We start from the raw sequence: 18,889 nt of genomic DNA, 5'->3' as shown, positions 1-18,889 counted from the left end.
GGCTACGACGACGTGGTCTGCCCACCGCTGTACCTGCAGTACGCGGTGCTCGGCGTCGCGACCCTCGAGAGCCTGCGCCCCGACGGGTCGTCGGGAGCGGTCTCCGGTGGTCTGGCCTTCCCCCGGGCACCACGCCGAATGGCCGGCGGCGAGACCACCACCTTCCACCTTCCCGCCTATCACCGCGACGAGGTGGAAATGGTCCGCACCATCGAGTCCATCGTCGAAAAGGAAGGCAGGTCAGGTCGTTTCGTGTTGGTGACATGGCACACCGCGTACCGCAATCAGCACGGCGCCCTTCTCGTCGAGGCCACCACGTCGATGATCGCGCGGCCGTGAGGAGGACGCGGTGACCGACCAGGTGTGCTACGAGGACGTCGCGCCCGGCGACGAGATCCCGTCGCTGGTGGTCACCGTCGACCGGACCCAGATGTTCTTCTTCAGCGCCGCCACCTACAACGGGCACCGCATCCACTACGACCGGGACTGGGCCACCACCGTCGAGGGCTACGACGACGTCCTGGTGCAGGGTCCACTGCAGTCGGCGCTGCTGTCCCGCGCCCTCACCGACTGGATCGGCGGTCACGGCCGGTTGGTCCGGTTCTCGGTGCAGAACCGCGCGGTGGCCTATCCCGGTGAGGAACTCGCCTTCGGTGGGGTGGTGACCGGTAAGCGGATCGACAACGGGGTCGGCCTGGTGGACCTCGACATCGCCGGGCGTCGGGGTGACACCGTGCTGATGCCGGGCACCGCGACCGTCGCGCTGCCGTCACGATCGGCGACGGTGTGACGGCCGGGCTTCGCGGCGCGGCGGCCATCGTCGGTATCGCGGAACTTCCCGCGCAGCGCAAGCAGACCCGACCCGAGCAGTTCACCATCGACCAGTACGCGGCGCTGGCCGCGATGGTGATCGCCGACTCCGGTCTGGACGCCTCAGCCATCAACGGCCTCGTCTGCCACGGCATCGCGGAGTCGGCGATGTTCGCACCCGCCACACTGAGCGAATACCTCGGCATGCCCATCGATTTCGGCGAGCGCGTCGACCTGGGCGGTGCGACGTCGGCGGGCATGGTGTGGCGTGCGGCCGTGGCGGTCGAACTGGGGTTGTGCGACGCCGTGCTCGCTGTCGTGCCCGGGTCGACGACGCTGCCCCAATCGCAGCGCCATCCCGCGCCACCGCCCGCGTGGTACGGGGCGTCGAGCAACACCTTCGGGTCACCGCAGGCGGAGTTCGAGATCCCCTACGGCAACGTCGGCCAGAACGCGCCCTACGCCCAGATCGCCCAGCGGTATGCGTCGCTGTACGGCTACGACGCGCGTGCACTCGCGAAGATCGCGGTCGACCAACGCATCAACGCCTGCGCCCATCCCGACGCGGTGTTCCACGGCAAGCCGCTCACCATCAACGACGTGCTCGACAGCCCGATGATCGCCGACCCGATCCACATGCTGGAGACCGTGATGCGGGTCCAGGGCGGTGCAGGGGTGTTGATCGCCAACGCCGAGCTCGCCGCACGATCGCGCCACCGCCCGGTATGGGTGAGGGGTTTCGGTGAGCACATCTCGTTCAAGACCGCCACCTACGCCGAGGACCTGATGACCACTCCGGTCGCACGGTCCTCCGACAGAGCGTTCACGATGGCGGGCCTGACCCGGGCAGACGTCGATGTCGCCTCGCTCTACGACTGCTACACCATCACGGTGCTGATGACCCTCGAGGACGCCGGCTTCTGCCCCAAAGGCTCTGGTGCGTCGTGGATCAACGATCACGACCTGACCTACCGCGGGGACTTTCCGCTCAACACCGCCGGCGGGCAGTTGTCGTTCGGGCAGGCCGGCATGGCCGGCGGCAGGCACCACGTCGTCGACGCCGCCCGCCAGGTGATGGGCCGCGGCGCCGCCGCCCAGGTGTCCGACTGCGACGTCGCATTCGTCACCGGTACCGGCGGCATCATGAGTGAGCAGGTGGCGCTGCTGCTGGGAGGCGACTGAGCATGCCCGAAGCCATGCCCCTGCCGGAGCCCACCCCCGTGTCCGCGCCGTACTGGCACGCGTTGACCGAGCACCGCATCCTGATCCAGTACTCTCCCTCGCTGAGCCGCTACGTGTTCTACCCGCGCACACTGGCGCCGAGCACGCTGGCCGATGATCTGGAGTGGCGCGAAATCGACGGTGCCGGAACGCTGTTCACCTATACGGTGGCGCAGCGGCCCACCGGCCCGCCGTGGGCGGATGCGCTGCCCCAGCTGCTGGCGGTCGTCGAATGGGACGCCGGCCCGAAGGTGAGCACCGAACTCGTCGACGTCGAACCCGAACAGATCCAGATCGGCATGCGCGTCGCCCCGGTGTTCCATGACGTGCCCGGGACAAAGGTCACGCTGCTGCGCTACCGGCCGGCGTGACCGTCACCCCTTGCGTCTGGCCTCACGTTTGCGTTGGGCGGCGAGGCGGTCCAACTCGGCGAGCAGCGTATCCGCGCGGGCGACTTCGTCGGCGTAGTACTGGGCCGACCAGTTGAGCACCGCGACGGGATAGGCCCACTCCGGAACGGGGGCGGCTCCCTGCGCGTGATCTTCGGCGAGGACCCTCATGCGTTCGGATTGTGCGCGGTGCGCGAGCACCATCTCCCGCAGTTTGGCCGGTTCAGCGGTGTGGCCCAGCCACGCTCGCAACATGATGCCGTGCTTGAGCACCGCCGGCTCGGGAGCGGCCTCAGCGGTCCAGGCGGACACCGCCCGCTCCCCCGCGGCGGTGATGCGGTAGACCCGCTTCTCGCGTTCCCCGCGCTTGCGCTGCACGTTCTTGTTGTCGTCCAACCGCGACACCACCAGCCCGAGTTCCTCGAGGCGGTGAAGCTCGCCGTAGATCTGGCTGTAGGACGGTGCCCAGTAGAAGAACTTCAGACTCCAGTCCGCCCAGCGCTTCATGTCGAAGCCGGACAGTTCCTGGCCGAACGACAGCAGACCCAGCACCGCGTAACTCGTCGACCGCAGCCGCGGCTGCGGATCGGTGTCGTCGTCGGCCATGGCGACACCCTAGAGGAGCAGGCACACGACGATGCCGACAATCCAGCCCGTCCACGTCTCTATTTCTGATAGAAACAGATCACCACCTACGAGGAGCCCATGGACGACGGTGTAGCCGCGATGCTGCGGACGCTCAACGACGCCTTTCCCGCGGTCGAGCGGATGTCGGCGACGGATGCGCGCGCCGCGGTCGCGGACCGGCGCCAACCGGTCACCAACGTCGACGATGTCGCCGGCGCCGAGGACCGGACGATCGACACGGCGGCCGGACCCGTCGCCGTCAGGATCTATCAACCGCACAGCGTCAGCGCTACGCCCCGGCCCGCCGTGGTGTTCTTCCACGGCGGCGGTTTCGTGTTGTGCGACATCGAGAGTCACGACGGGTTCTGCCGGGCGATGTCGCGCCACACCGATTCCGTGGTCGTCTCCGTCGACTACCGTCGCGCCCCCGAGCATCCGGCGCCCGCCGCGGCAGAAGACGCCTACGGCGCGTTCGACTGGGTTGCCCGTCACACCGCCGAACTCGGTGTCGATCCACGTCGCGTCGCGGTCGCCGGTGACAGCGCCGGGGGCAACCTCGCCGCGGTGACGCCCCTGCAGTGCAGGGATCGTGGCACGACGCTGCCCGTCGCGCAGGTGCTGCTCTACCCGATGATCGATCCGTCGTGTGACACCACCAGCCATCGACTGAAGGCGACCGGATACTTCACCACCCATGCGGCGCTGCAGTGGTATTGGCGGCAGTACCTCGGCGGGTCGCTGCCCGACCCCGCCTATCTGGTCGCCCCGGGACGCGCGGAGTCGCTGACGGGTCTGCCGCCCGCGGTCGTCGTCACCGCCACCCTCGACCCGCTGCACAGTGAAGGCGTGGCGTACGCCCAAGCGCTCCGCTCGGACGGAGTCCCTCTGCTGCACCGTGACTTTCACGGTCTGTTCCACGGCTTCCTCACGATGCTGACGTTCCCGCCCGCCATCGCAGCCCGCGATCTGCTGTGGTCGGACATGCGTGAACTGATGTCGACCCCCGTGACGGAGGCGGTGTCATGACCGCCGAGTGTTACGACGTGATCGTGATCGGCGCAGGCTTCGCCGGGCTGTACGCGGTACACCGTGCGAGGAGCGCCGGCCTGACAGTCCTGGGCATCGACGCCGCGGACGGAGTCGGCGGCACCTGGTACTGGAACCGCTACCCGGGCGCCCGCTGCGACGTCGAAAGCGTCGACTACTCCTACTCATTCGACGACGATCTGCAGCAGACCTGGACGTGGAGCGAGCGGTACGCCGCGCAACCCGAGATCCTCGCCTATCTCGAACATGTGGCCGGTCGCTTCGACCTCGATAGCCACTACCGCTTCGGCACCACGGTGACCGGGGCAGTCTTCGATGCCCCGTCCGGGACGTGGGGGGTTCAGACCGCGGCCGGCACCACCCACCGGGCCAACTACCTGTTGTGCGCCACCGGATGCCTCTCTGAGGTCAACCGGCCCGACATCCCCGGAATCGACGCCTTCGACGGTGAGATCTACTACACGGCCGCCTGGCCCGAAGGCGAACCGGACTTCAGCGGCAAGAGAGTCGGGCTGATCGGCACCGGGTCCTCGGGTATCCAGGCGGCGCCCCACCTCGCGGATTCGGCGGCGTCGCTGACGGTGTTCCAGCGGTCACCGAACTACAGCGTGCCGATGCCGAACCGGCCCTGGACCGACGAGGATCTGCAGCGCATCAGGGCCGAATACCCCGACCGCCGCCAGCGGGCCTCCTATGCACCGGCGGGCACCCCTCACACCAGCCCCGTGAAGCCCGCCGCCGAGACCAGCCCCGACGAGCGCGAGGCCGCGCTGCGCCAGCGATGGGCCGAAGGCGGCGTGCTGTTCAGCAAGACGTTCCCTGATCAGCTGTCCGACCTCGCCGCCAACAACATCGCCCGGGAGTTCGCCGAGGCGCGGATCCGGGAGATCGTCACCGACCCCGCCGTCGCCGAGGATCTGATTCCGGTGGACCACCCCATCGGCACCAAGCGAATCTGCACCGACACCGGCTACTACGCGACGTTCAACCGGGAACACGTCACCCTGGTCAACCTCCGTCGGGAACCCATCTCCGCGGTCACCGCTGACGCCGTACAGACCAGCACCGCGAGCTACCCCTGCGACGTGCTGGTCTTCGCGACCGGGTTCGACGCGATGACCGGCGCGCTGACCCGCATCAACCCGGTCGGCCCGGGCGGTGTCCGGCTCAGCGACGTCTGGGCAGAGGGTCCGATCACGTTCCTCGGCTTGATGATTCCCGGTCTGCCGAACCTGTTCAGCTTCAGTGGGCCGGGCAGCCCGTCGGTGCTGGCGAACATGGTGCTGCACGCCGAGGTCCAGGTCGACTGGGCGATCGGGTTGATCACCGCGGCGCGTGCGCAGGACGCCGAGCAGGTCGAGGTGCGCCGCGATGCCGCCGACGCCTGGACCCGACACGTCAGCCAGGTCGCCGAGGGCACACTGTTCGTCAAGGCCGCGTCCTCGTGGTACCTGGGGGCCAACATCGAGGGTAAGAAGCGGGTGTTCATGCCCTACATCGGCGGGTTCGGCACCTACCGCCGCCACTGTGACGAGGTCGCCGAGAACGACTACGCCGGAATGGTGTTCACATCCCGATGATCCCTGAGGAGGCGCCCCGTGCATGAAACCGTTCAGCAGGTCCTGCGCGACCGCCTGCACGACGACTCCCAGGCAGTGGTCTGCGAGGACCGGACGTGGACGTGGCGTGAGCATCTCGCGGAGGCGTCGGCCGAGGCGGCGGCGATGATCGGGATGGCCGACCCCGCCCGTCCGCTGCATGTCGGGGTGCTGCTCGGCAACACCCCGGAGATGCTGCGCTCGATGGCCGCGGCCGCCCTCGGCGGATATGTGCTGTGCGGCATCAACACCACCCGCCGCGGCGAGGGGCTGCTCGCCGACATCCGGCGCGCGGATTGCCAACTGCTGCTGATCGATTCAGAACATGCGGGACTGCTGGCCGGGCTGGAGCTGTCGGGCGTCACGGTCCTGGACGTGACCTCGCTGACCTATGCCGATGCGGTCCGGTCTGCGGGTCCTCTGGTTCCGCACCGCGAGGTCGCCGCCACCGATCCGCTGATGCTGATCTTCACCTCGGGCACCAGCGGCAACCCCAAGGCAGTCCCGTTCGCCCACGTGATGGCGGTACTCAGCGGCAGCAGTCTGGTCCTGCAACTCGACGTGACCCCCGCCGACGTCTGCTATCTGTCGATGCCGCTGTTCCACTCGAACGGTGTCGCGGCCGGTTGGTCGGTGGCCGTCTGCAGTGGCGCGGCGATGGTGCCGGCGAGGTTCTCGGCTTCACGGTTCCTCACCGACATCCGCCGTTACGGCGTCACCTACGTCAACTACGTCGGCAAGCCGCTGGCTCTGGTACTGGGTACTCAGGAGCGACCCGACGACGCCGACAACACGCTGCGCGTTGCGTTCGGCAACGAGGCCGCCGACCGTGACATCGACGACTTCGCCCGTCGGTTCGGCTGCCGGGTGATGGACGGCTTCGGTTCCAGCGAGTTCGCGGTCATCGTGGTGCGCGAGGACGGCACCCCACCGGGGTCCATCGGTAAGGGCTGGGATGGTGTGGCGGTCTACCACGCCGACACGGTGACCGAATGCGCCACAGCTGAATTCGACGAGACCGGTGCCCTGGCCAACTTCGACGACGCCGTCGGCGAACTGGTCAACACCACCGGTGGGGGCGCGTTCGGCGGGTACTACAACGACCCCGACGCCACCAACGAGCGGATGCGCCACGGCATGTACTGGTCCGGCGACCTCGCCTACCGCGACGCCGACGGCTGGATCTATCTCGCGGGACGCACCACCGACTGGATGCGCGTCGACGGCGAGAACCTGGCCGCCGCACCGATCGAACGCATCCTGCTCAGGCTGCCGCAGATCAATCAGGTCTCAATCTACGCGGTGCCCGACCCGCAGGTCGGCGACCAAATCATGGCGGCGGTCGTGCTCAATGACGGCACCGACCTCAGCCCGGCGGAGTTCGAGGCCTTCCTCGCCGCCCAGGATGATCTGTCCCCCAAGGGTTGGCCACGATTCGTCCGGGTCAACACGACGCTGCCGCAGACGGCCACCAACAAGATCCTCAAGCGCGAACTCATCAGAGCCGGCGTCACGGCCGACGGCGGAGTGCTGTGGGAACGTCCCGAGCGCACCCGGTCCTACACCGTCGTCTCTGGTGCGCGCGGTCAACAACTCCCGGTGTAGTCGACGTGCCAGTGCTTGATGCCGTTGATCATGCTTGATCGCAGACGTTCGGGCTCGCCGATCGGCCGTAGGTCGGGCAGGTGGTCGGCGATCGCGTTGAACATCAGGTCGATGGTCATGCGCGCCAGGCTGGCGCCGACGCAGTAGTGTGCGCCGGTGCCGCCGAAACCGAGGTGCGGGTTGGGATCTCGGAGGATGTCGAAGCTGCACGGGTCGTCGAAGATCTCTTCGTCGAAGTTCGCCGACCGGTAGAACAGCACCAGCCGCTGCCCCTTCTTGATCGGCACTCCCCCGAGTTCGGTGTCCGCCAGGGCGGTGCGCTGGAACGCGTTGATCGGTGACGCCCAACGGATGATCTCGTCAGCGGCGGTCTTCGGTCGCCGCTCCTTGAACAGCTCCCACTGTTCGGGGAAGTCGGTGAAGGCCATCATGCCCTGCGTGATGGACTGCCGCGTCGTCTCGTTGCCTGCGATTGTCAGCGTGACGACGAACATCCCGAATTCGGCGTCGGTGAGTTGGCCGTCGGCGTCAGCGTCCACCAAGGCACTGACGATGTCGTCGCCCGGATCCTCGGCCTTGCGGGCCGCCAACTGCATTGCGTACCACATCAACTCGGCAGCCGATCCGAGCGAGTCGTACTCGGAGAACTCGGGATCTTCGTTGCCGATCATCTGGTTGCTCCAGTCGAACAGCTTGCCGCGGTCCTCCAGCGGCACCCCCAGCAGACCTGCGATCGCCTGCAGCGGCAGCTCGCACGCCACCTGTCGAACGAAGTCCCCCGACGACAGCCCGGCCGCGTCCGCGGCGATGCGCTGGGCGCGCTCACCCAGTTCGGCACGCAACCGCTGGACGGCCCGCGGCGTGAACCCTCGCGAGATGATGCGGCGCAGTCGGGTGTGCTCCGGTTCGTCCATCATTATCATCGACGCCCGGCCGGCTTCGATCTGGCCACCGCCTCCGGTCTCCTTGTAGCGCGGCACCACCGACTTCTCGGCCGAGGAGAACACGTCGCTGCGCAGGGACACCTCCCGCACGTCGCGGTGCTTGGTGACCACCCAGTAGCCGCCGTCGGCGAAACCGCCGACATCGAGGGGTTGGGCATTCCACCAAATGGGTTCGGTGCGGCGTAGTTCAGCCAGTTCCTGCACCGGCAACCGCTGGGCATAGATGTCGGGATCGGTGAAGTCGAAGCCCGGCGGCAACAGTGGAATAGACATGAACGCGCCCTCGCTAACTCTTCCTCTCAGGAATACCTCACTGAGATTCAGAGCGGGCGGTAATGGCCGAGTGCGGTCAGCCCACGCGCCGTACGCTAGCGAACTGCGCCGGGCGATGCCGTGGCGGTGCCCATATAGATCACTGCTCGTCTCGCATCTCGCTGAGCACATCGGACGACGTGCGATCCCGGTCTGGCGCCGGCGAGGCAGTGACCTCGAGAAGGTTCAGCGGGCGAGTCGCTGGGATGAGTGCACCTGCTTCGATCAAGGCTTCGCGGGAACGCGCGGCGGCATGCACGGGGACCAGCCGAGCGACGAGCCGTCCGTTGTTGGTCACTCCCAGTTCTTCCCCGGCTTCGACACGGGCGAGGTATTTCGACGCGTGCTGTCGCAACTCGCGGATCCCGACCTCTTCCATGCAAACTAACGTAGCGCCCTGGCCCTCAGCCCACCCTGTCCGGCCTGGGGTGCAGCGAGGGGCCGACGGTCGGGCAGTGGCTGTTCTCTTCGACGCGCATCCGGCCTCGCTCAGGCTCTGCTTCGGGACGGGATCTCAGGCCGACGACTGCCATGGCGGACGCGACGACAAGCAGACCGGCTGAGATCGACATCGCCACGCGAAACCCGGAATCGAAGGTGGATGGATCGGCGTAGTCGGCACCGCTGATGCCCGCGAGACCTGGGATCAGGGCGACCGCGATCAGTCCTCCGCTGCGAGCCACGGCGTTGTTCACTCCGGAGGCCGAACCCGCCAGATGGTCTGGGGCGGCATCGAGTACCGACGCGGTCAGTGGCGCGACGACGAGGGCGAGACCGGCACCGAACAGCAGCGCCGCAGGCAGGACATCCACGAGCCACGACGCGGTCGGGCCGATGCGGAGCATCATCAGCACCCCCGCGGAGGCGAGCAACGGACCGATGGTCATCGGCAGTCGCGGGCCGATCCGCCCGGCCAGGGCGCCGGCCCGCGACGAGAACACCAGCATGATTGCCGTCACGGGGAGCAGCGCCGTCCCGGCGGCGATGGGACTGAAACCGGCGACAGTCTGCAGTTGCAGTACCAGGAGCAGGAACACCACCCCGAGAGCGCCGTAGATCAGCAGGGTGATGGAGTTCGCAACCCGGAAGGTCATGTTGGCGAACAGGGACGGCGGGACCAGGGGATGAGGCGACCGGCGCTCGACCACGACAAAAGCCACCAGCGCCAATACGCCCACGCCGACCGCGACGAGAGCGTCCACCGCGGCTCCCCGATTCGCGAGTTCGGTGAACCCGTAGGTCAATCCGACCAGTCCCAGCACCGCCAGGATCGTTCCGCTGACATCGAGGCCCGGTGCGGATTCGGTGTCCCGGCTCTCCGGCACCCGGAGCACGGTCACGGCAACCACGACGGCCGCGAGGGGCAGGTTGATGAGAAAGATCGCCCGCCAACTGATATCCACCAGATAGCCGCCGACAAACGGGCCCACAGCCCCGGCCAGCCCACCCATACCCGACCATGCGCCGATCGCGGCGGCACGATCTGACTTGCAGAACGACGCCGAGATCAGCGCCAGACTGCCCGGGGTGAGGAGCGCGCCGCCGACGCCCTGCAAGGCCCGCGCCGCGATCAGCATCTCGATGTTCTGCGCCAGCCCGCAGGCGGCGGAGGCCACCGCGAACCAGATGACCCCGATCAGGAAGATCCGCCGTCTCCCGAACGTGTCACCCAGAGACCCGCCGAGCAGGATCAGTGCCGCCAACGTGAGCGTGTAGGCGTTGATGGTCCACTGCAGACCGCCGAAGCCGGCGCCGAGGTCCTCGCCGATGTGCGGCAACGCCACGTTCACCACGGTGCTGTCGATCATCACGATTCCCGAACCGAGGACCGTGGCCAGCACGACCCATCGACCCGCAGAGGTCCCCATCCTCAGATCAGCCGGTTGCGCCATGCCCCTAACGTACGTTTGGACTACAGAACGCTCAGCCCAGGAAACGCGCGCGCACGTCGGGCGCCGGGATGGGGCACGTGTCGTGGGTTCCGAAGACGCGGTAACGGATCCGGGCGAAACCGTCGTAGAGCCAGTCGCGCGCCGTTCGCGGGATGATTCCGGCCGCGAGGAACGCCCGCCACGGTCCGCCGAGGTAGTCGGCCACCCGCAGCGCCGCGGCTGATTTCACGGCGATCCGCTCACCGGGGCCGCCGAGATGTTCGACGAACACCACCGAGTCCACGTCGGCCAGCTCGGGATGGCGAGCGATGACGCCTCTGGCGACGTCGCTGTCGAGTGCCGCGAATCGCATGGTGCCGTCACGGTCGAATCGCAAGATCGTCTGCACCGCGCTGTTGCAGACTCCGCACACTCCGTCGTACAGCAGCACCGGCGCGCTGGTGCTGTTCTCGGCCGGGCGTTCCCGCGCTTCGTTCTGGCCCTCACTCATCAGGCATCCTCCTGTTGTTTACCGGGTTCGCGTTCCAGGGTGCGCCATGTGCATTGTGAGCGATCAGACATCACCGCCCGGTCGGGTGTCGAGAAGCTCGATGGCGGCGGCGATCTCGACGAGCAGCGCATCCACCTGGTGTTCGTCATAACCACGCTTGCCGAACGGCGGCTTGTTGAAGCGCACGGCACGGACGTCGACCGCGGACAGGTGTCCCCTGCCATCGAGTCGGCGTGACGCCAGCGCGAGGAAATCGTCGACCGACTTCTCGTGATATCCACGCTTGGGCCAAGCCGGCTTCTCGAACGTGATGCCCCGCAGTTCCTCCGCCGTCAACCCGCCGTCGCTCATGCGCTCCGACTCTATCCACAGGCTGCGTCGCGGGGGTGACGGCCTGTCGGTGGACCGGCATAGCGTCGAACCATGACGAACTGGATCAACACCGTCAGCCGCGACCACGTCGCGCGAGGGGTGCAGGGTCGCTTCACACAGGCCAATCACGGCAAGCCGCACATGTTGCGCAGGATGGAACGTGGCGACTGGATCGTCTTCTATTCGCCGAAGACCGCGCACCCCGACGGTGCTCCTCTTCAGGCGTTCACCGCGATCGGCCAGGTCGTCGACGACGAGCCCTACCAGGTGGACATATCCGCCGATTTCCAGCCCTGGCGGCGCAACGTCGATTTCCTGGCCTGCACCGAGACGCCGATCCGGCCCCTGATCGAGCAGCTGGACTTCATCGAGGACAAGGCGCGCTGGGGTTACAAGTTCCGCTTCGGGGTGTTCCGTATCGACGACCACGACCTCGAGGTCATCCGGTCGGCGATGGTCCTGTCGACAGCAGAGGAGACTACTGTGGGCACATGAGCAACACCGACGCTGCACCCGCTGAAGTCGACTGTGTCGCTTCGTCATTCGACGGCGTTCTGCACCCGCGAGACGTGCCACTGGGAGGCCCCCGGGCGATCCGGGTCCGTCGCACCCTGCCTCAGCGGGAACGCTCGCTGATCGGCGCCTGGTGTTTCGCCGACCATTACGGCCCGCATGACGTCAGTGCAGGCCCCGGGATGGATGTGCCCCCGCATCCGCACACCGGTCTGCAGACGGTGAGTTGGTTGTTCAGCGGCGAGGTCGAGCACCGGGACAGCGCCGGCGTTCACGCCATGGTGCGGCCAGGCGAGCTGAACCTGATGACCGCGGGTGCGGGGATCTGTCATTCGGAGGTGTCGACCGCGAATACCACCGTGCTGCACGGGGTCCAGCTCTGGGTGGCGCTGCCCGACGCCGCCCGCCAGAGCGACCGCGACTTTGCGCACTACGCTCCTCGGCCCCACTCCGCCGGCGGTGTGACCGTGCGTGTGTTCCTCGGCGAACTCGAGGGTGACCGCTCACCAGTGCACACGTTCACACCGTTGCTCGGAGCGCAGCTCGACCTCGAGCCCGGCTCGGAGGTGACGCTCGACATCGACGAGACCTTCGAGCACGGCGTGCTGCTCGACCAGGGCGCGGTGGAAGCGTGTGGCTCCACGCTTGCGGTGGCCGACCTGGCCTACCAGGGGCCCGGTCACGGCCGGCTGCATCTGGCCAATCGCGGCGACGGACCGGCGCGGGCGGTGCTGCTCGGCGGGACACCGTTCGACGAGCAGCTCGTGATGTGGTGGAACTTCGTCGGCCGCAGCCATGACGACATTGCGGCCTACCGCGAACAGTGGCGGAACCACGACGCCCGGTTTGGCGCCGTCGACGGCTACGAAGGCAAGGTGACGAGGCTGCCTGCACCTCCCCTGCCCAACGGCAGATTACGACCGAGGAGCAACCCCGCTCGGTGAACTGGGTATAACTCGAAACATGACCACAGACAAGACCGGTGCCCCCACCGAGGTGACCGCCGAGGCGGACCGTTTCAGCATTTCCGTCGACACGCAGAAGGTCGGCTTCACCGAGTTCCTCGACCACTCGACAGACCATGGAAGCCAGCGGATCTTTCCGCACACCGAGGTCGACGAGGAGTTCGGCGGGCGCGGCCTGGCCACGATCCTGATCGCAGAGGCGCTGGACGCCACCAGGGCGGCCGGGCTGCGGATCGTCCCGGTCTGTCCGATGGTCGCGGCCTACGTCGAGAAGCACCCGGAGTACTCCGCCGTCGTCGACCCGATCACCACGGACGTCAAACGGTTGCTGTCGAAGCGCTAACGTCTGCCCGGTGACAACTCGGGCATTCTTCGTCCCTGACGGGGACCAGTTCACACCCACCGATCTGGCGCAGGGTCCCTGGGGACAGACCATCAGTGGCAACTACGTCGGTGGCCTCCTCGGGTACGTCGTCGAACGCGACGCCGGCGACCCCGAGATGCAACCGGCCCGTCTCACCGTCGACCTGTTCCGGCCCGCCACACTGGCGCCGGTGCGCGTTCACACCCAGGTCAGCCGGGAGGGCCGGCGGCTCAAGCTGGTGGAAGCGACCATGTCGCAGGCCGACACCGTCGTCGCCCGGGCCTCCGCGCTGTTCCTGCGGCGCGGTGAGCAACCACCCGGACGGCGATGGTCGACGGCGGTGCCCATGCCGTCGCCACCGGCGGTACCGAACCCGATCCCCGACGGCGCGGTGACCCTGATCTGGACCTACGGCAACAACGGAGACACCCCCAGCCTCGGGCTGGCCGGGTGGGCGCACGACGGTCCGAAATACGTGTGGACCCATGACTTGATCCCGTTGGTCGGCGGTGAGCCGTTGAGTCCCTTCACCCGAGCCGCCATGGCCGGAGACATCGCCAGCTCGCTGACCCACTTCGACGCGGACGGATTGCAGTTCATCAACGCCGACTACACCCTGACGCTGAGCCGCCTACCCGAAGGTCCGTACCTCGGCCTCGCCGCCCTTACCCACTCCAGCCATGCCGGCGTCGCCACCGGCACCGCGGTTCTGGTCGACGAGAACGGCCCGATCGGCAGCGCCACCGCAACCGCGTTGGCAAACCCCGGATTCGCGCCGCCGCACCGATCCTTTGGGTAGGGTCCGCGCAACTACATGCGCGACAGCACCTTTGGCGATGTTCGGCCCGCCCGCGTCAGCTGAGGTACTGGGCGGTGCTTCCCGACAGCGGCATGCCCGGCATGCCCAGCTTCCGGTGATCCCAACTCCGCAACCTCGACGGCACCACCCGCACGCAGATGCGGTTGTTCATCATCTGGTCGACGTACGGGCGCATCTCCTCGGAGTAGGGCCCGGTGTAGCGCTCCCACACGCTGATGCCGACACGCAGGTTGGTCTCGGGATCATCGATGACCTCGGCCTGGCCGTCGATCGACACCCCGCGCAGCGTGTCATAGGTCTGGCCGTCCTCGATCATCACGGTGATGGTCGGGTCGCGACGCAGGTTTACTGCCTTCTGCGACTTGGCCTTCGTCTCGAACCAGATCTCGCCGTCGAGTACGGCGTACCACATCGCGACCAGATGAGGCCGGCCGCTGGGAAGCACCGTGGCCATCGTGGCGGTTCGGCTGTGGTCGATGAATTCGGCGATCTCGTCGTCGGTCATGACGATCTTCGAACGTTCGTTGTTGCCCACGCCTCGATACTTGCAGGTCGCCGCCGGAGCGGTGACACGGGTTGTCATGTTTTGCCGGCCGTCATCGTGTTTCGAACATAGTTGCGACGGGCACTCGGGCTGCGGAGGTGACCACAACATGACTGAGAACAACAACCAAGCACCCCGGGAGACCCCGGAAAAGGACACATCGGAATGGGTGACAGGTGACGAACCCATGACGGGTGCCCAGCGCAGCTACCTGAACACACTCGCCCGCGAGGCAGGTCAAGAAGTTCCCGAGGACGCGACGAAGGCTCAGGCCTCCGACCTCATCGACGAGTTGCAACAGACGACGGGGCGCGGCGACTGACTCGTCAGTTTCGACTGCGGCACAACGGGAACCCGCGCCTCATGGCTACTTACCGAGTATTGAATCCCATGGGCGACGTCGTCGACACGAAGGACATCGAGAGCGCCGAGGACGCCCACGCCTGGTTCGTCGACCAGAAGGCCGACAATTCAGAACTCGGATGGCGGATGGAGGTCGAGTCCGGCGACGGCGAGTGGGCGTTCTTCGACGACACCGAGGGCTCGTCGAGCTGATCAGTAGAAGGTGACCGGCGGCAGGGGCCAGATGTTGCCTCCGCAGTTGCGGCCGAGGAACCGGACCGCGCCGTCGTACGGTCCGGTCAAGGTCAACGCCCCGATCCTGCGGAATTGGCCGACCGGTGGGCTGATCGCGAAGCTGAGTTCGTCGCCGGGACCGAAGCGCAGATCACGCCCCGTGGTTGATGCCAGGACCCCGAACAGAACCGGTTGCAGTCCCGCAAGGTAGAGCCAGAGCGACGAGTAGAGCGCGGCCACCGAGTCGGTCGGGAGCGCGGCGTGGTGCAACGGTGCGCCGTCGCCAGACGATGCCATCAGAAAATCCTGGTCCCGACCGCTGCCGTGGGCGTCGGGGATCTTCAGGCACAGTTTCCGGACGGCGCTGTCCCGCCGTTCGGGTCCGCACTGGACGATCGCCCGATGTGTGCTGCCCGGACGCAGCAGGTCGACCGAACCCGGCACTCGCGCGTCGTCATCGATGGCCAGTGTGGCGCTGAAGGTTTCGCCGTCGGCACTGAACAGGTCGCCCGGCCAGCCGAGCAGCGCGCCTGCGGTTGCGCGGATCGACTCTGCCCCGGCGGAAAGCACCCCAAGATCTGCAAGTCGCATTCAGCCTTCATACCTGACAGCCGGGAACCGACACCACCGGTGGTCCACCCTCGTGGGTGCTTCTCTGTACGGGAAGCTCTTCGTGAGAACACTTCTCCACCGACTCGGGGCTGGACGGGGCGGCTGTGAATCAGTTCGCGGTGATATCGCACTCCGCCCGGTGACGGGCCCATCCGTGGTGTAATTCGGTTTTCACCGATCGCCCTGATCAAGGGGGCGATCGGCGATTGCTGACCGGGGGCAACACGAATGGCCACACCACCGAGCGCGTGGCGGCTGCGACCCAGCCACTACGACTGGCTCAGTGGGTACCTGCGCGCCCGCCACATGACCGGCCCGGTGCGGCTGGCGATGGCACTGATCACCGGATCGCTTGTGCTGTGCCTGCTGGTGCTGCTCTTCAGCTCCGATGGACCGCAGGGCACCGTGCCGGTCGCGATGACGTGGTTCGCGGTGGGGTGCGGCGTCGCCGGCGTGCTGTTGTTCACCTGGCGCTGGCCGACGCAGCGGCAGTCCGCACTGTTCGCATTCGTGTCCAATGCCGCAGTCGCGTTGTCCTGCCTGGCACATGGGGACCCGTTGGCGTCGCTGGTCGGCTGCATCTCGTTCGCGATCATCGGGGCCTACATCGCGTTCTTCCATTCCACCGCGCTGGTCCTCTACAACTTCGCCATCGCGGCGGCGGTCGGTATCACCGCGGCGATCAGGTTGGCTGTCTCCGGACACCCTGCCCTGGCCTTGGTGGACCTGTTCCTGGTCCTGGCTATCAACATCACGATGCCCCTGGCGATCCAACTGCTGGTGCGATCTCTGGGAGCGGACCTGTTGCATGCCGCGCGCGATCCGCTGACCAACCTGTTCAACCGTCGGGCCTTCTTCCAGGCGACGTCGGAGCTTCTCAACGAACACGCCTCCGGCTACCTGGTGGTGGCGCTGATCGACCTCGACAACTTCAAGGCCGTCAATGACCTTCACGGTCACCACGCAGGTGACGCGGCGCTGGTCACCGTCGCCCGTGCGCTGCCCGACGCCACCGGTGAGACCGCGGTGATCGGTCGTAGCGGGGGTGAGGAGTTCCTCGTCGCGAGCTTGTCGGAGACCGACGACATCACACCGCTCGCCAGGCGCATCTGCCAGACCATCGCCGAACTGCCCGTCCCTGTCACCGCCAGCGTCGGCACCGTCTGCACGCCACTCACAACTCCGCCACCCGATGATGTGAACGCCTACCACCTGCTCAGCCACCTCGTGGTCATGGCCGATCACGCCATGTACCGCGCCAAACGGGCGGGCGGCAACCGCTTCCATCACCACGTCCCCGTCCACCCCCCACCGACCGTGGGTGGACCGCTCTCCTGAGCCGGCGGGGTTCGGCTGTTCACTATGGTCGCCGAAAACCGCTCAGCAGGAACACGACTCGGTACTCGCCGGTGTCACTACTCCGCGCCGTCGGTTCCGTCCGTGCCGCTGGTGTCGTCGGTGTCGCCCGCGCCGTCGGGGTCGGTGTCCTCGTGGCCGGTGTGATCGTCTTCGTCAACCGGCTCGTCCTGATCCTCCGTCAGGGCGACGTCGACCGGATCTTCGTCGCCCGGCACATCATCGGCGGTCGCCTCGGATTCGGCTGCTACGCGCTTGTTGGTAACGGGTTCGGGTTCGGCGGGCGCCTCATCCTCGACGGTGCCGTCGGCGTCGTCGACGGGCTCAGTCGAATCGGACAGCGTCGCAACGGTGTTGGCTTCGACTGCGGCCGGCGGGGCAGCAGGGGCCTCGTCGGCTTGCTCGTCGATGTAGTCAGCGGCGTCCTGGTCGATGTTGATCGCCAGCGCGACGGGTCCCGGGAACAGGTAACCCTCCACGGTGAGCGGCGTCAGGAGTCCGGGCAGGTTGTCGAAGTTGCCGAACGGCGAACCGTAGCCACCGTTGAGCGCCCCGTCGATGATCCTGGCCGGAATGTTGATCACGGCGTTGACGAGGCCGACCAGATCCAGCGCCACAGCGGCGTCGATGATGTCACCGATCGCCACGCCGGCGGCCGCGATGCCGCCCAGCACCGGACTGAACATGATCTGGAACAGGGCCTCCGCTGCGCCGGGCTGTTCGAGCAGCGTGCCCACGTACTCGACCGCGCCGGCCACGGTCTTGAAGGGCTGCGCGATCACCTCACCGACAGCGGCCAACGCCGCACCGACGTCGCCCGCCGCGAGCGCCTCGGCGGCGTCCGCCAACGCCCCGATCTGATTGCGCGCCGTCAGCCGGGTCAGCGGAAACGGGTCGGCGAAGTACGCCTCCGCCAGCGCTGCGGTGTTCTGCCATGCCGTCGCGAACACCTGCGGGTACAGCTCCAACGGACTGGGGATCGCCGCGAGTTGCACAGCCGCATCAACGGCCGGCACCGCGATCGGAGGCGGCTCGACCGGAGCGACAGCGATGATGCCGGCGCTGACGAGCGCGATACCGGCGGTCAGACAAGGACCCGTAGCGGCAAACATGATCCCCCTTCGCACCATCCGGTTCCGCACCCGATGGCCGGGTCAGTTTAACTATCGGCGTGCACATCAGGTCGGATTCGGCAACGATCCCGTAAAGGTCGCCGGTGGTCCTCGGCTGAAGGGCTACGCCTTGCCGGTGCGCTCGCGGTGCTTGCACCCGGGCCAGCAGCAGGGCCGACGCTGGCCTTCCTCGAGTTCCTCCTGGGTCCGCCGGATTCGCCGTTCGCGGGTCTTCTGCTGCTTGGCATCCTCGACCCAGCAGATGAACTCGTTGCGGGCCAACGGCGTGATGTCCATCCAGGCGGCGAGTGCCGGGTCATTGGCGCTCAGCGCCTCGCCCAGATCGACCGGCAGTTCGTGCACCACCCCGCCGGGCACTTTCTGACTGCTCACGCCGATCAGAATAGCCATGTCGAGGGTCCAGATAGCCGAGGCGCCGGCTCAACCCACCCGCGGCGGGTTGAGCCGAGCGAACCCCTCTTGCCGCAAGTACGGAAAGTAGGGATAGGGCGCGTCGCGCCCGCTGACCGCGTCCAGTCGGGCAACCTGCGCCGCGTCCAGGCGCCAGCCGACCGCGCCCAGGTTCTCGACAAGCTGGTTCTCGTCCCGCGCACCGATGATCACCGACGACACCGAAGGCCGGCGCAGCAGCCAATTGAGCGCGATCTGAGGAACCGTTCGCCCGGTCTCGCCGCTGATCTCGTCCAGGACGTCGACGAT

Annotated in this window: 25 protein-coding genes; 14 read left to right on the top strand and 11 right to left on the bottom strand. The window is 67.2% G+C overall.

The features are described from left to right. The 4 genes from WA965_RS01075 to WA965_RS01060 all read left to right on the top strand — a co-directional run. Window positions 1-339: FAS1-like dehydratase domain-containing protein (locus tag WA965_RS01075; protein WP_526446925.1), on the top strand; the 339-nt coding region annotated here is incomplete at its 5' end. Between the two features lie 10 nt (window positions 340-349). Beyond that, complete coding sequence (locus WA965_RS01070) at window positions 350-790, top strand: MaoC family dehydratase (protein WP_526298304.1); 441 nt, start codon at window positions 350-352, stop codon at window positions 788-790. After that, entirely contained in the window at window positions 787-1,992 is a 1,206-nt protein-coding gene (locus WA965_RS01065; protein ID WP_526446923.1) for a thiolase family protein, read from the top strand. The genes WA965_RS01070 and WA965_RS01065 overlap by 4 nt, the downstream gene beginning before the upstream one ends. A gap of 2 nt (window positions 1,993-1,994) precedes the next feature. Beyond that, a complete protein-coding gene (locus tag WA965_RS01060; protein ID WP_526298308.1) occupies window positions 1,995-2,402 on the top strand; it encodes a Zn-ribbon domain-containing OB-fold protein in 408 nt (135 codons plus the stop codon). Window positions 2,403-2,405: 3 nt separating this feature from the next. On the opposite strand, the gene WA965_RS01055 is transcribed toward WA965_RS01060, so the two are convergent. Continuing rightward, window positions 2,406-3,026 carry a PadR family transcriptional regulator gene (locus WA965_RS01055; RefSeq protein WP_178357613.1) on the bottom strand — a complete coding sequence of 207 codons (621 nt, stop codon included), beginning with the start codon at window positions 3,024-3,026 and terminating at the stop codon, window positions 2,406-2,408. A gap of 99 nt (window positions 3,027-3,125) precedes the next feature. Between WA965_RS01055 and WA965_RS01050 the strand changes: the two genes are divergently transcribed. From WA965_RS01050 to fadD1, 3 genes are read left to right on the top strand one after another with little or no spacing between them, the layout of a single operon-like run. Beyond that, window positions 3,126-4,073 carry an alpha/beta hydrolase gene (locus WA965_RS01050; protein ID WP_526298310.1) on the top strand — a complete coding sequence of 316 codons (948 nt, stop codon included), beginning with the start codon at window positions 3,126-3,128 and terminating at the stop codon, window positions 4,071-4,073. After that, window positions 4,070-5,674 carry a flavin-containing monooxygenase gene (locus WA965_RS01045; RefSeq protein ID WP_526298312.1) on the top strand — a complete coding sequence of 535 codons (1,605 nt, stop codon included), beginning with the start codon at window positions 4,070-4,072 and terminating at the stop codon, window positions 5,672-5,674. Before WA965_RS01050 ends, WA965_RS01045 begins: the two co-directional genes overlap by 4 nt. Before the next feature lie 18 nt (window positions 5,675-5,692). Then, window positions 5,693-7,297 carry a fatty-acid--CoA ligase FadD1 gene (gene fadD1, locus WA965_RS01040; RefSeq protein ID WP_526298314.1) on the top strand — a complete coding sequence of 535 codons (1,605 nt, stop codon included), beginning with the start codon at window positions 5,693-5,695 and terminating at the stop codon, window positions 7,295-7,297. Here fadD1 and WA965_RS01035 read toward each other — a convergent pair. The 5 genes from WA965_RS01035 to WA965_RS01015 all read right to left on the bottom strand — a co-directional run bounded on the left by WA965_RS01035 (window position 7,279) and on the right by WA965_RS01015 (window position 11,286). Continuing rightward, a complete protein-coding gene (locus WA965_RS01035) occupies window positions 7,279-8,514 on the bottom strand; it encodes a cytochrome P450 (RefSeq protein ID WP_526298316.1) in 1,236 nt (411 codons plus the stop codon). The two genes, fadD1 and WA965_RS01035, sit on opposite strands and share 19 nt — an antisense overlap. A gap of 139 nt (window positions 8,515-8,653) precedes the next feature. Continuing rightward, on the bottom strand, window positions 8,654-8,932 hold the full coding sequence (locus WA965_RS01030) for a type II toxin-antitoxin system Phd/YefM family antitoxin (RefSeq protein WP_526298318.1): 279 nt from the start codon (window positions 8,930-8,932) through the stop codon (window positions 8,654-8,656). Window positions 8,933-8,957: 25 nt separating this feature from the next. After that, window positions 8,958-10,445, bottom strand: a complete 1,488-nt coding sequence (locus WA965_RS01025; protein WP_526298320.1) for an MFS transporter — start codon at window positions 10,443-10,445, stop codon at window positions 8,958-8,960. Window positions 10,446-10,476: 31 nt separating this feature from the next. Continuing rightward, entirely contained in the window at window positions 10,477-10,935 is a 459-nt protein-coding gene (locus WA965_RS01020) for a thiol-disulfide oxidoreductase DCC family protein (RefSeq protein ID WP_526298322.1), read from the bottom strand. Between the two features lie 63 nt (window positions 10,936-10,998). Beyond that, on the bottom strand, window positions 10,999-11,286 hold the full coding sequence (locus tag WA965_RS01015) for a DivIVA domain-containing protein (protein ID WP_526298324.1): 288 nt from the start codon (window positions 11,284-11,286) through the stop codon (window positions 10,999-11,001). A 72-nt stretch (window positions 11,287-11,358) separates the two neighbouring features. On the opposite strand from WA965_RS01015, the gene WA965_RS01010 reads away from it, so the two are divergent. The 4 genes from WA965_RS01010 to WA965_RS00995 are packed head-to-tail and all read left to right on the top strand — an operon-like array spanning window position 11,359 to window position 13,948. Further along, window positions 11,359-11,802, top strand: coding sequence for an EVE domain-containing protein (locus tag WA965_RS01010; RefSeq protein WP_526298326.1), 444 nt, complete (start codon window positions 11,359-11,361; stop codon window positions 11,800-11,802). Continuing rightward, on the top strand, window positions 11,799-12,764 hold the full coding sequence (locus WA965_RS01005; protein ID WP_526298328.1) for a pirin family protein: 966 nt from the start codon (window positions 11,799-11,801) through the stop codon (window positions 12,762-12,764). Before WA965_RS01010 ends, WA965_RS01005 begins: the two co-directional genes overlap by 4 nt. A gap of 19 nt (window positions 12,765-12,783) precedes the next feature. Continuing rightward, a complete protein-coding gene (locus WA965_RS01000) occupies window positions 12,784-13,128 on the top strand; it encodes a GNAT family N-acetyltransferase (protein WP_526298330.1) in 345 nt (114 codons plus the stop codon). Window positions 13,129-13,138: 10 nt separating this feature from the next. Then, a complete protein-coding gene (locus WA965_RS00995; protein ID WP_526298332.1) occupies window positions 13,139-13,948 on the top strand; it encodes an acyl-CoA thioesterase domain-containing protein in 810 nt (269 codons plus the stop codon). Window positions 13,949-14,003: 55 nt separating this feature from the next. Here WA965_RS00995 and WA965_RS00990 read toward each other — a convergent pair whose 3' ends face one another. Beyond that, entirely contained in the window at window positions 14,004-14,504 is a 501-nt protein-coding gene (locus WA965_RS00990; RefSeq protein WP_526298334.1) for a pyridoxamine 5'-phosphate oxidase family protein, read from the bottom strand. Between the two features lie 118 nt (window positions 14,505-14,622). On the opposite strand from WA965_RS00990, the gene WA965_RS00985 reads away from it, so the two are divergent. Together WA965_RS00985 and WA965_RS00980 are read left to right on the top strand one after the other, a co-directional pair. Next, complete coding sequence (locus tag WA965_RS00985; RefSeq protein WP_526298336.1) at window positions 14,623-14,835, top strand: DUF3072 domain-containing protein; 213 nt, start codon at window positions 14,623-14,625, stop codon at window positions 14,833-14,835. A gap of 41 nt (window positions 14,836-14,876) precedes the next feature. Beyond that, entirely contained in the window at window positions 14,877-15,068 is a 192-nt protein-coding gene (locus WA965_RS00980) for a hypothetical protein (RefSeq protein ID WP_526298338.1), read from the top strand. Here the strand turns inward: WA965_RS00980 and WA965_RS00975 are convergent, their stop codons facing one another. Further along, window positions 15,069-15,680, bottom strand: coding sequence for a hypothetical protein (locus tag WA965_RS00975; RefSeq protein WP_526298340.1), 612 nt, complete (start codon window positions 15,678-15,680; stop codon window positions 15,069-15,071). Window positions 15,681-15,929: 249 nt separating this feature from the next. Here WA965_RS00975 and WA965_RS00970 point away from each other — a divergent pair, with 249 nt between their 5' ends. Continuing rightward, window positions 15,930-17,039: a GGDEF domain-containing protein gene (locus WA965_RS00970; protein WP_526298342.1), complete on the top strand. Its 1,110-nt coding sequence runs from the start codon at window positions 15,930-15,932 to the stop codon at window positions 17,037-17,039. Between the two features lie 77 nt (window positions 17,040-17,116). Here WA965_RS00970 and WA965_RS00965 read toward each other — a convergent pair whose 3' ends face one another. The 3 genes from WA965_RS00965 to WA965_RS00955 form a co-directional block, all read right to left on the bottom strand. Further along, window positions 17,117-18,169, bottom strand: coding sequence for a hypothetical protein (locus WA965_RS00965; RefSeq protein WP_526446921.1), 1,053 nt, complete (start codon window positions 18,167-18,169; stop codon window positions 17,117-17,119). 123 nt (window positions 18,170-18,292) lie between these two features. Continuing rightward, the gene (locus WA965_RS00960) at window positions 18,293-18,562 is read right to left on the bottom strand and encodes a YdeI/OmpD-associated family protein (RefSeq protein ID WP_526446919.1); all 270 of its coding nucleotides are present in this window, start codon (window positions 18,560-18,562) and stop codon (window positions 18,293-18,295) included. Window positions 18,563-18,610: 48 nt separating this feature from the next. Next, window positions 18,611-18,889 (bottom strand): aldo/keto reductase (locus WA965_RS00955; RefSeq protein WP_526446917.1); only part of this gene is annotated, 279 nt, incomplete at its 5' end.

This window comes from Mycobacterium sp., assembly GCF_049683935.1.
Lineage (GTDB): Bacteria > Actinomycetota > Actinomycetes > Mycobacteriales > Mycobacteriaceae > Mycobacterium.
Note: the sequence above shows the minus strand (reverse complement) of the source record. Positions and strands in the feature narration are given on the sequence as shown.

Excerpts from the sequence above, each read along its gene's own strand:
- WA965_RS01050 (WP_526298310.1), top strand. The coding sequence starts at position 3,126 with ATGGACGACGGTGTAGCCGCGATGCTGCGGACGCTCAACGACGCCTTT.
- WA965_RS01000 (WP_526298330.1), top strand. The coding sequence starts at position 12,784 with ATGACCACAGACAAGACCGGTGCCCCCACCGAGGTGACCGCCGAGGCG.
- WA965_RS01035 (WP_526298316.1), bottom strand. The coding sequence starts at position 8,514 with ATGTCTATTCCACTGTTGCCGCCGGGCTTCGACTTCACCGATCCCGAC.
- WA965_RS01015 (WP_526298324.1), bottom strand. The coding sequence starts at position 11,286 with ATGAGCGACGGCGGGTTGACGGCGGAGGAACTGCGGGGCATCACGTTC.
- WA965_RS00980 (WP_526298338.1), top strand. The coding sequence starts at position 14,877 with ATGGCTACTTACCGAGTATTGAATCCCATGGGCGACGTCGTCGACACG.
- WA965_RS01030 (WP_526298318.1), bottom strand. The coding sequence starts at position 8,932 with ATGGAAGAGGTCGGGATCCGCGAGTTGCGACAGCACGCGTCGAAATAC.
- WA965_RS00970 (WP_526298342.1), top strand. The coding sequence starts at position 15,930 with ATGGCCACACCACCGAGCGCGTGGCGGCTGCGACCCAGCCACTACGAC.
- WA965_RS00975 (WP_526298340.1), bottom strand. The coding sequence starts at position 15,680 with ATGCGACTTGCAGATCTTGGGGTGCTTTCCGCCGGGGCAGAGTCGATC.
- WA965_RS01060 (WP_526298308.1), top strand. The coding sequence starts at position 1,995 with ATGCCCGAAGCCATGCCCCTGCCGGAGCCCACCCCCGTGTCCGCGCCG.
- WA965_RS01010 (WP_526298326.1), top strand. The coding sequence starts at position 11,359 with ATGACGAACTGGATCAACACCGTCAGCCGCGACCACGTCGCGCGAGGG.
- WA965_RS01045 (WP_526298312.1), top strand. The coding sequence starts at position 4,070 with ATGACCGCCGAGTGTTACGACGTGATCGTGATCGGCGCAGGCTTCGCC.
- WA965_RS01025 (WP_526298320.1), bottom strand. The coding sequence starts at position 10,445 with ATGGCGCAACCGGCTGATCTGAGGATGGGGACCTCTGCGGGTCGATGG.
- WA965_RS00965 (WP_526446921.1), bottom strand. The coding sequence starts at position 18,169 with ATGTTTGCCGCTACGGGTCCTTGTCTGACCGCCGGTATCGCGCTCGTC.
- WA965_RS00985 (WP_526298336.1), top strand. The coding sequence starts at position 14,623 with ATGACTGAGAACAACAACCAAGCACCCCGGGAGACCCCGGAAAAGGAC.
- WA965_RS01005 (WP_526298328.1), top strand. The coding sequence starts at position 11,799 with ATGAGCAACACCGACGCTGCACCCGCTGAAGTCGACTGTGTCGCTTCG.
- WA965_RS01020 (WP_526298322.1), bottom strand. The coding sequence starts at position 10,935 with ATGAGTGAGGGCCAGAACGAAGCGCGGGAACGCCCGGCCGAGAACAGC.
- WA965_RS01055 (WP_178357613.1), bottom strand. The coding sequence starts at position 3,026 with ATGGCCGACGACGACACCGATCCGCAGCCGCGGCTGCGGTCGACGAGT.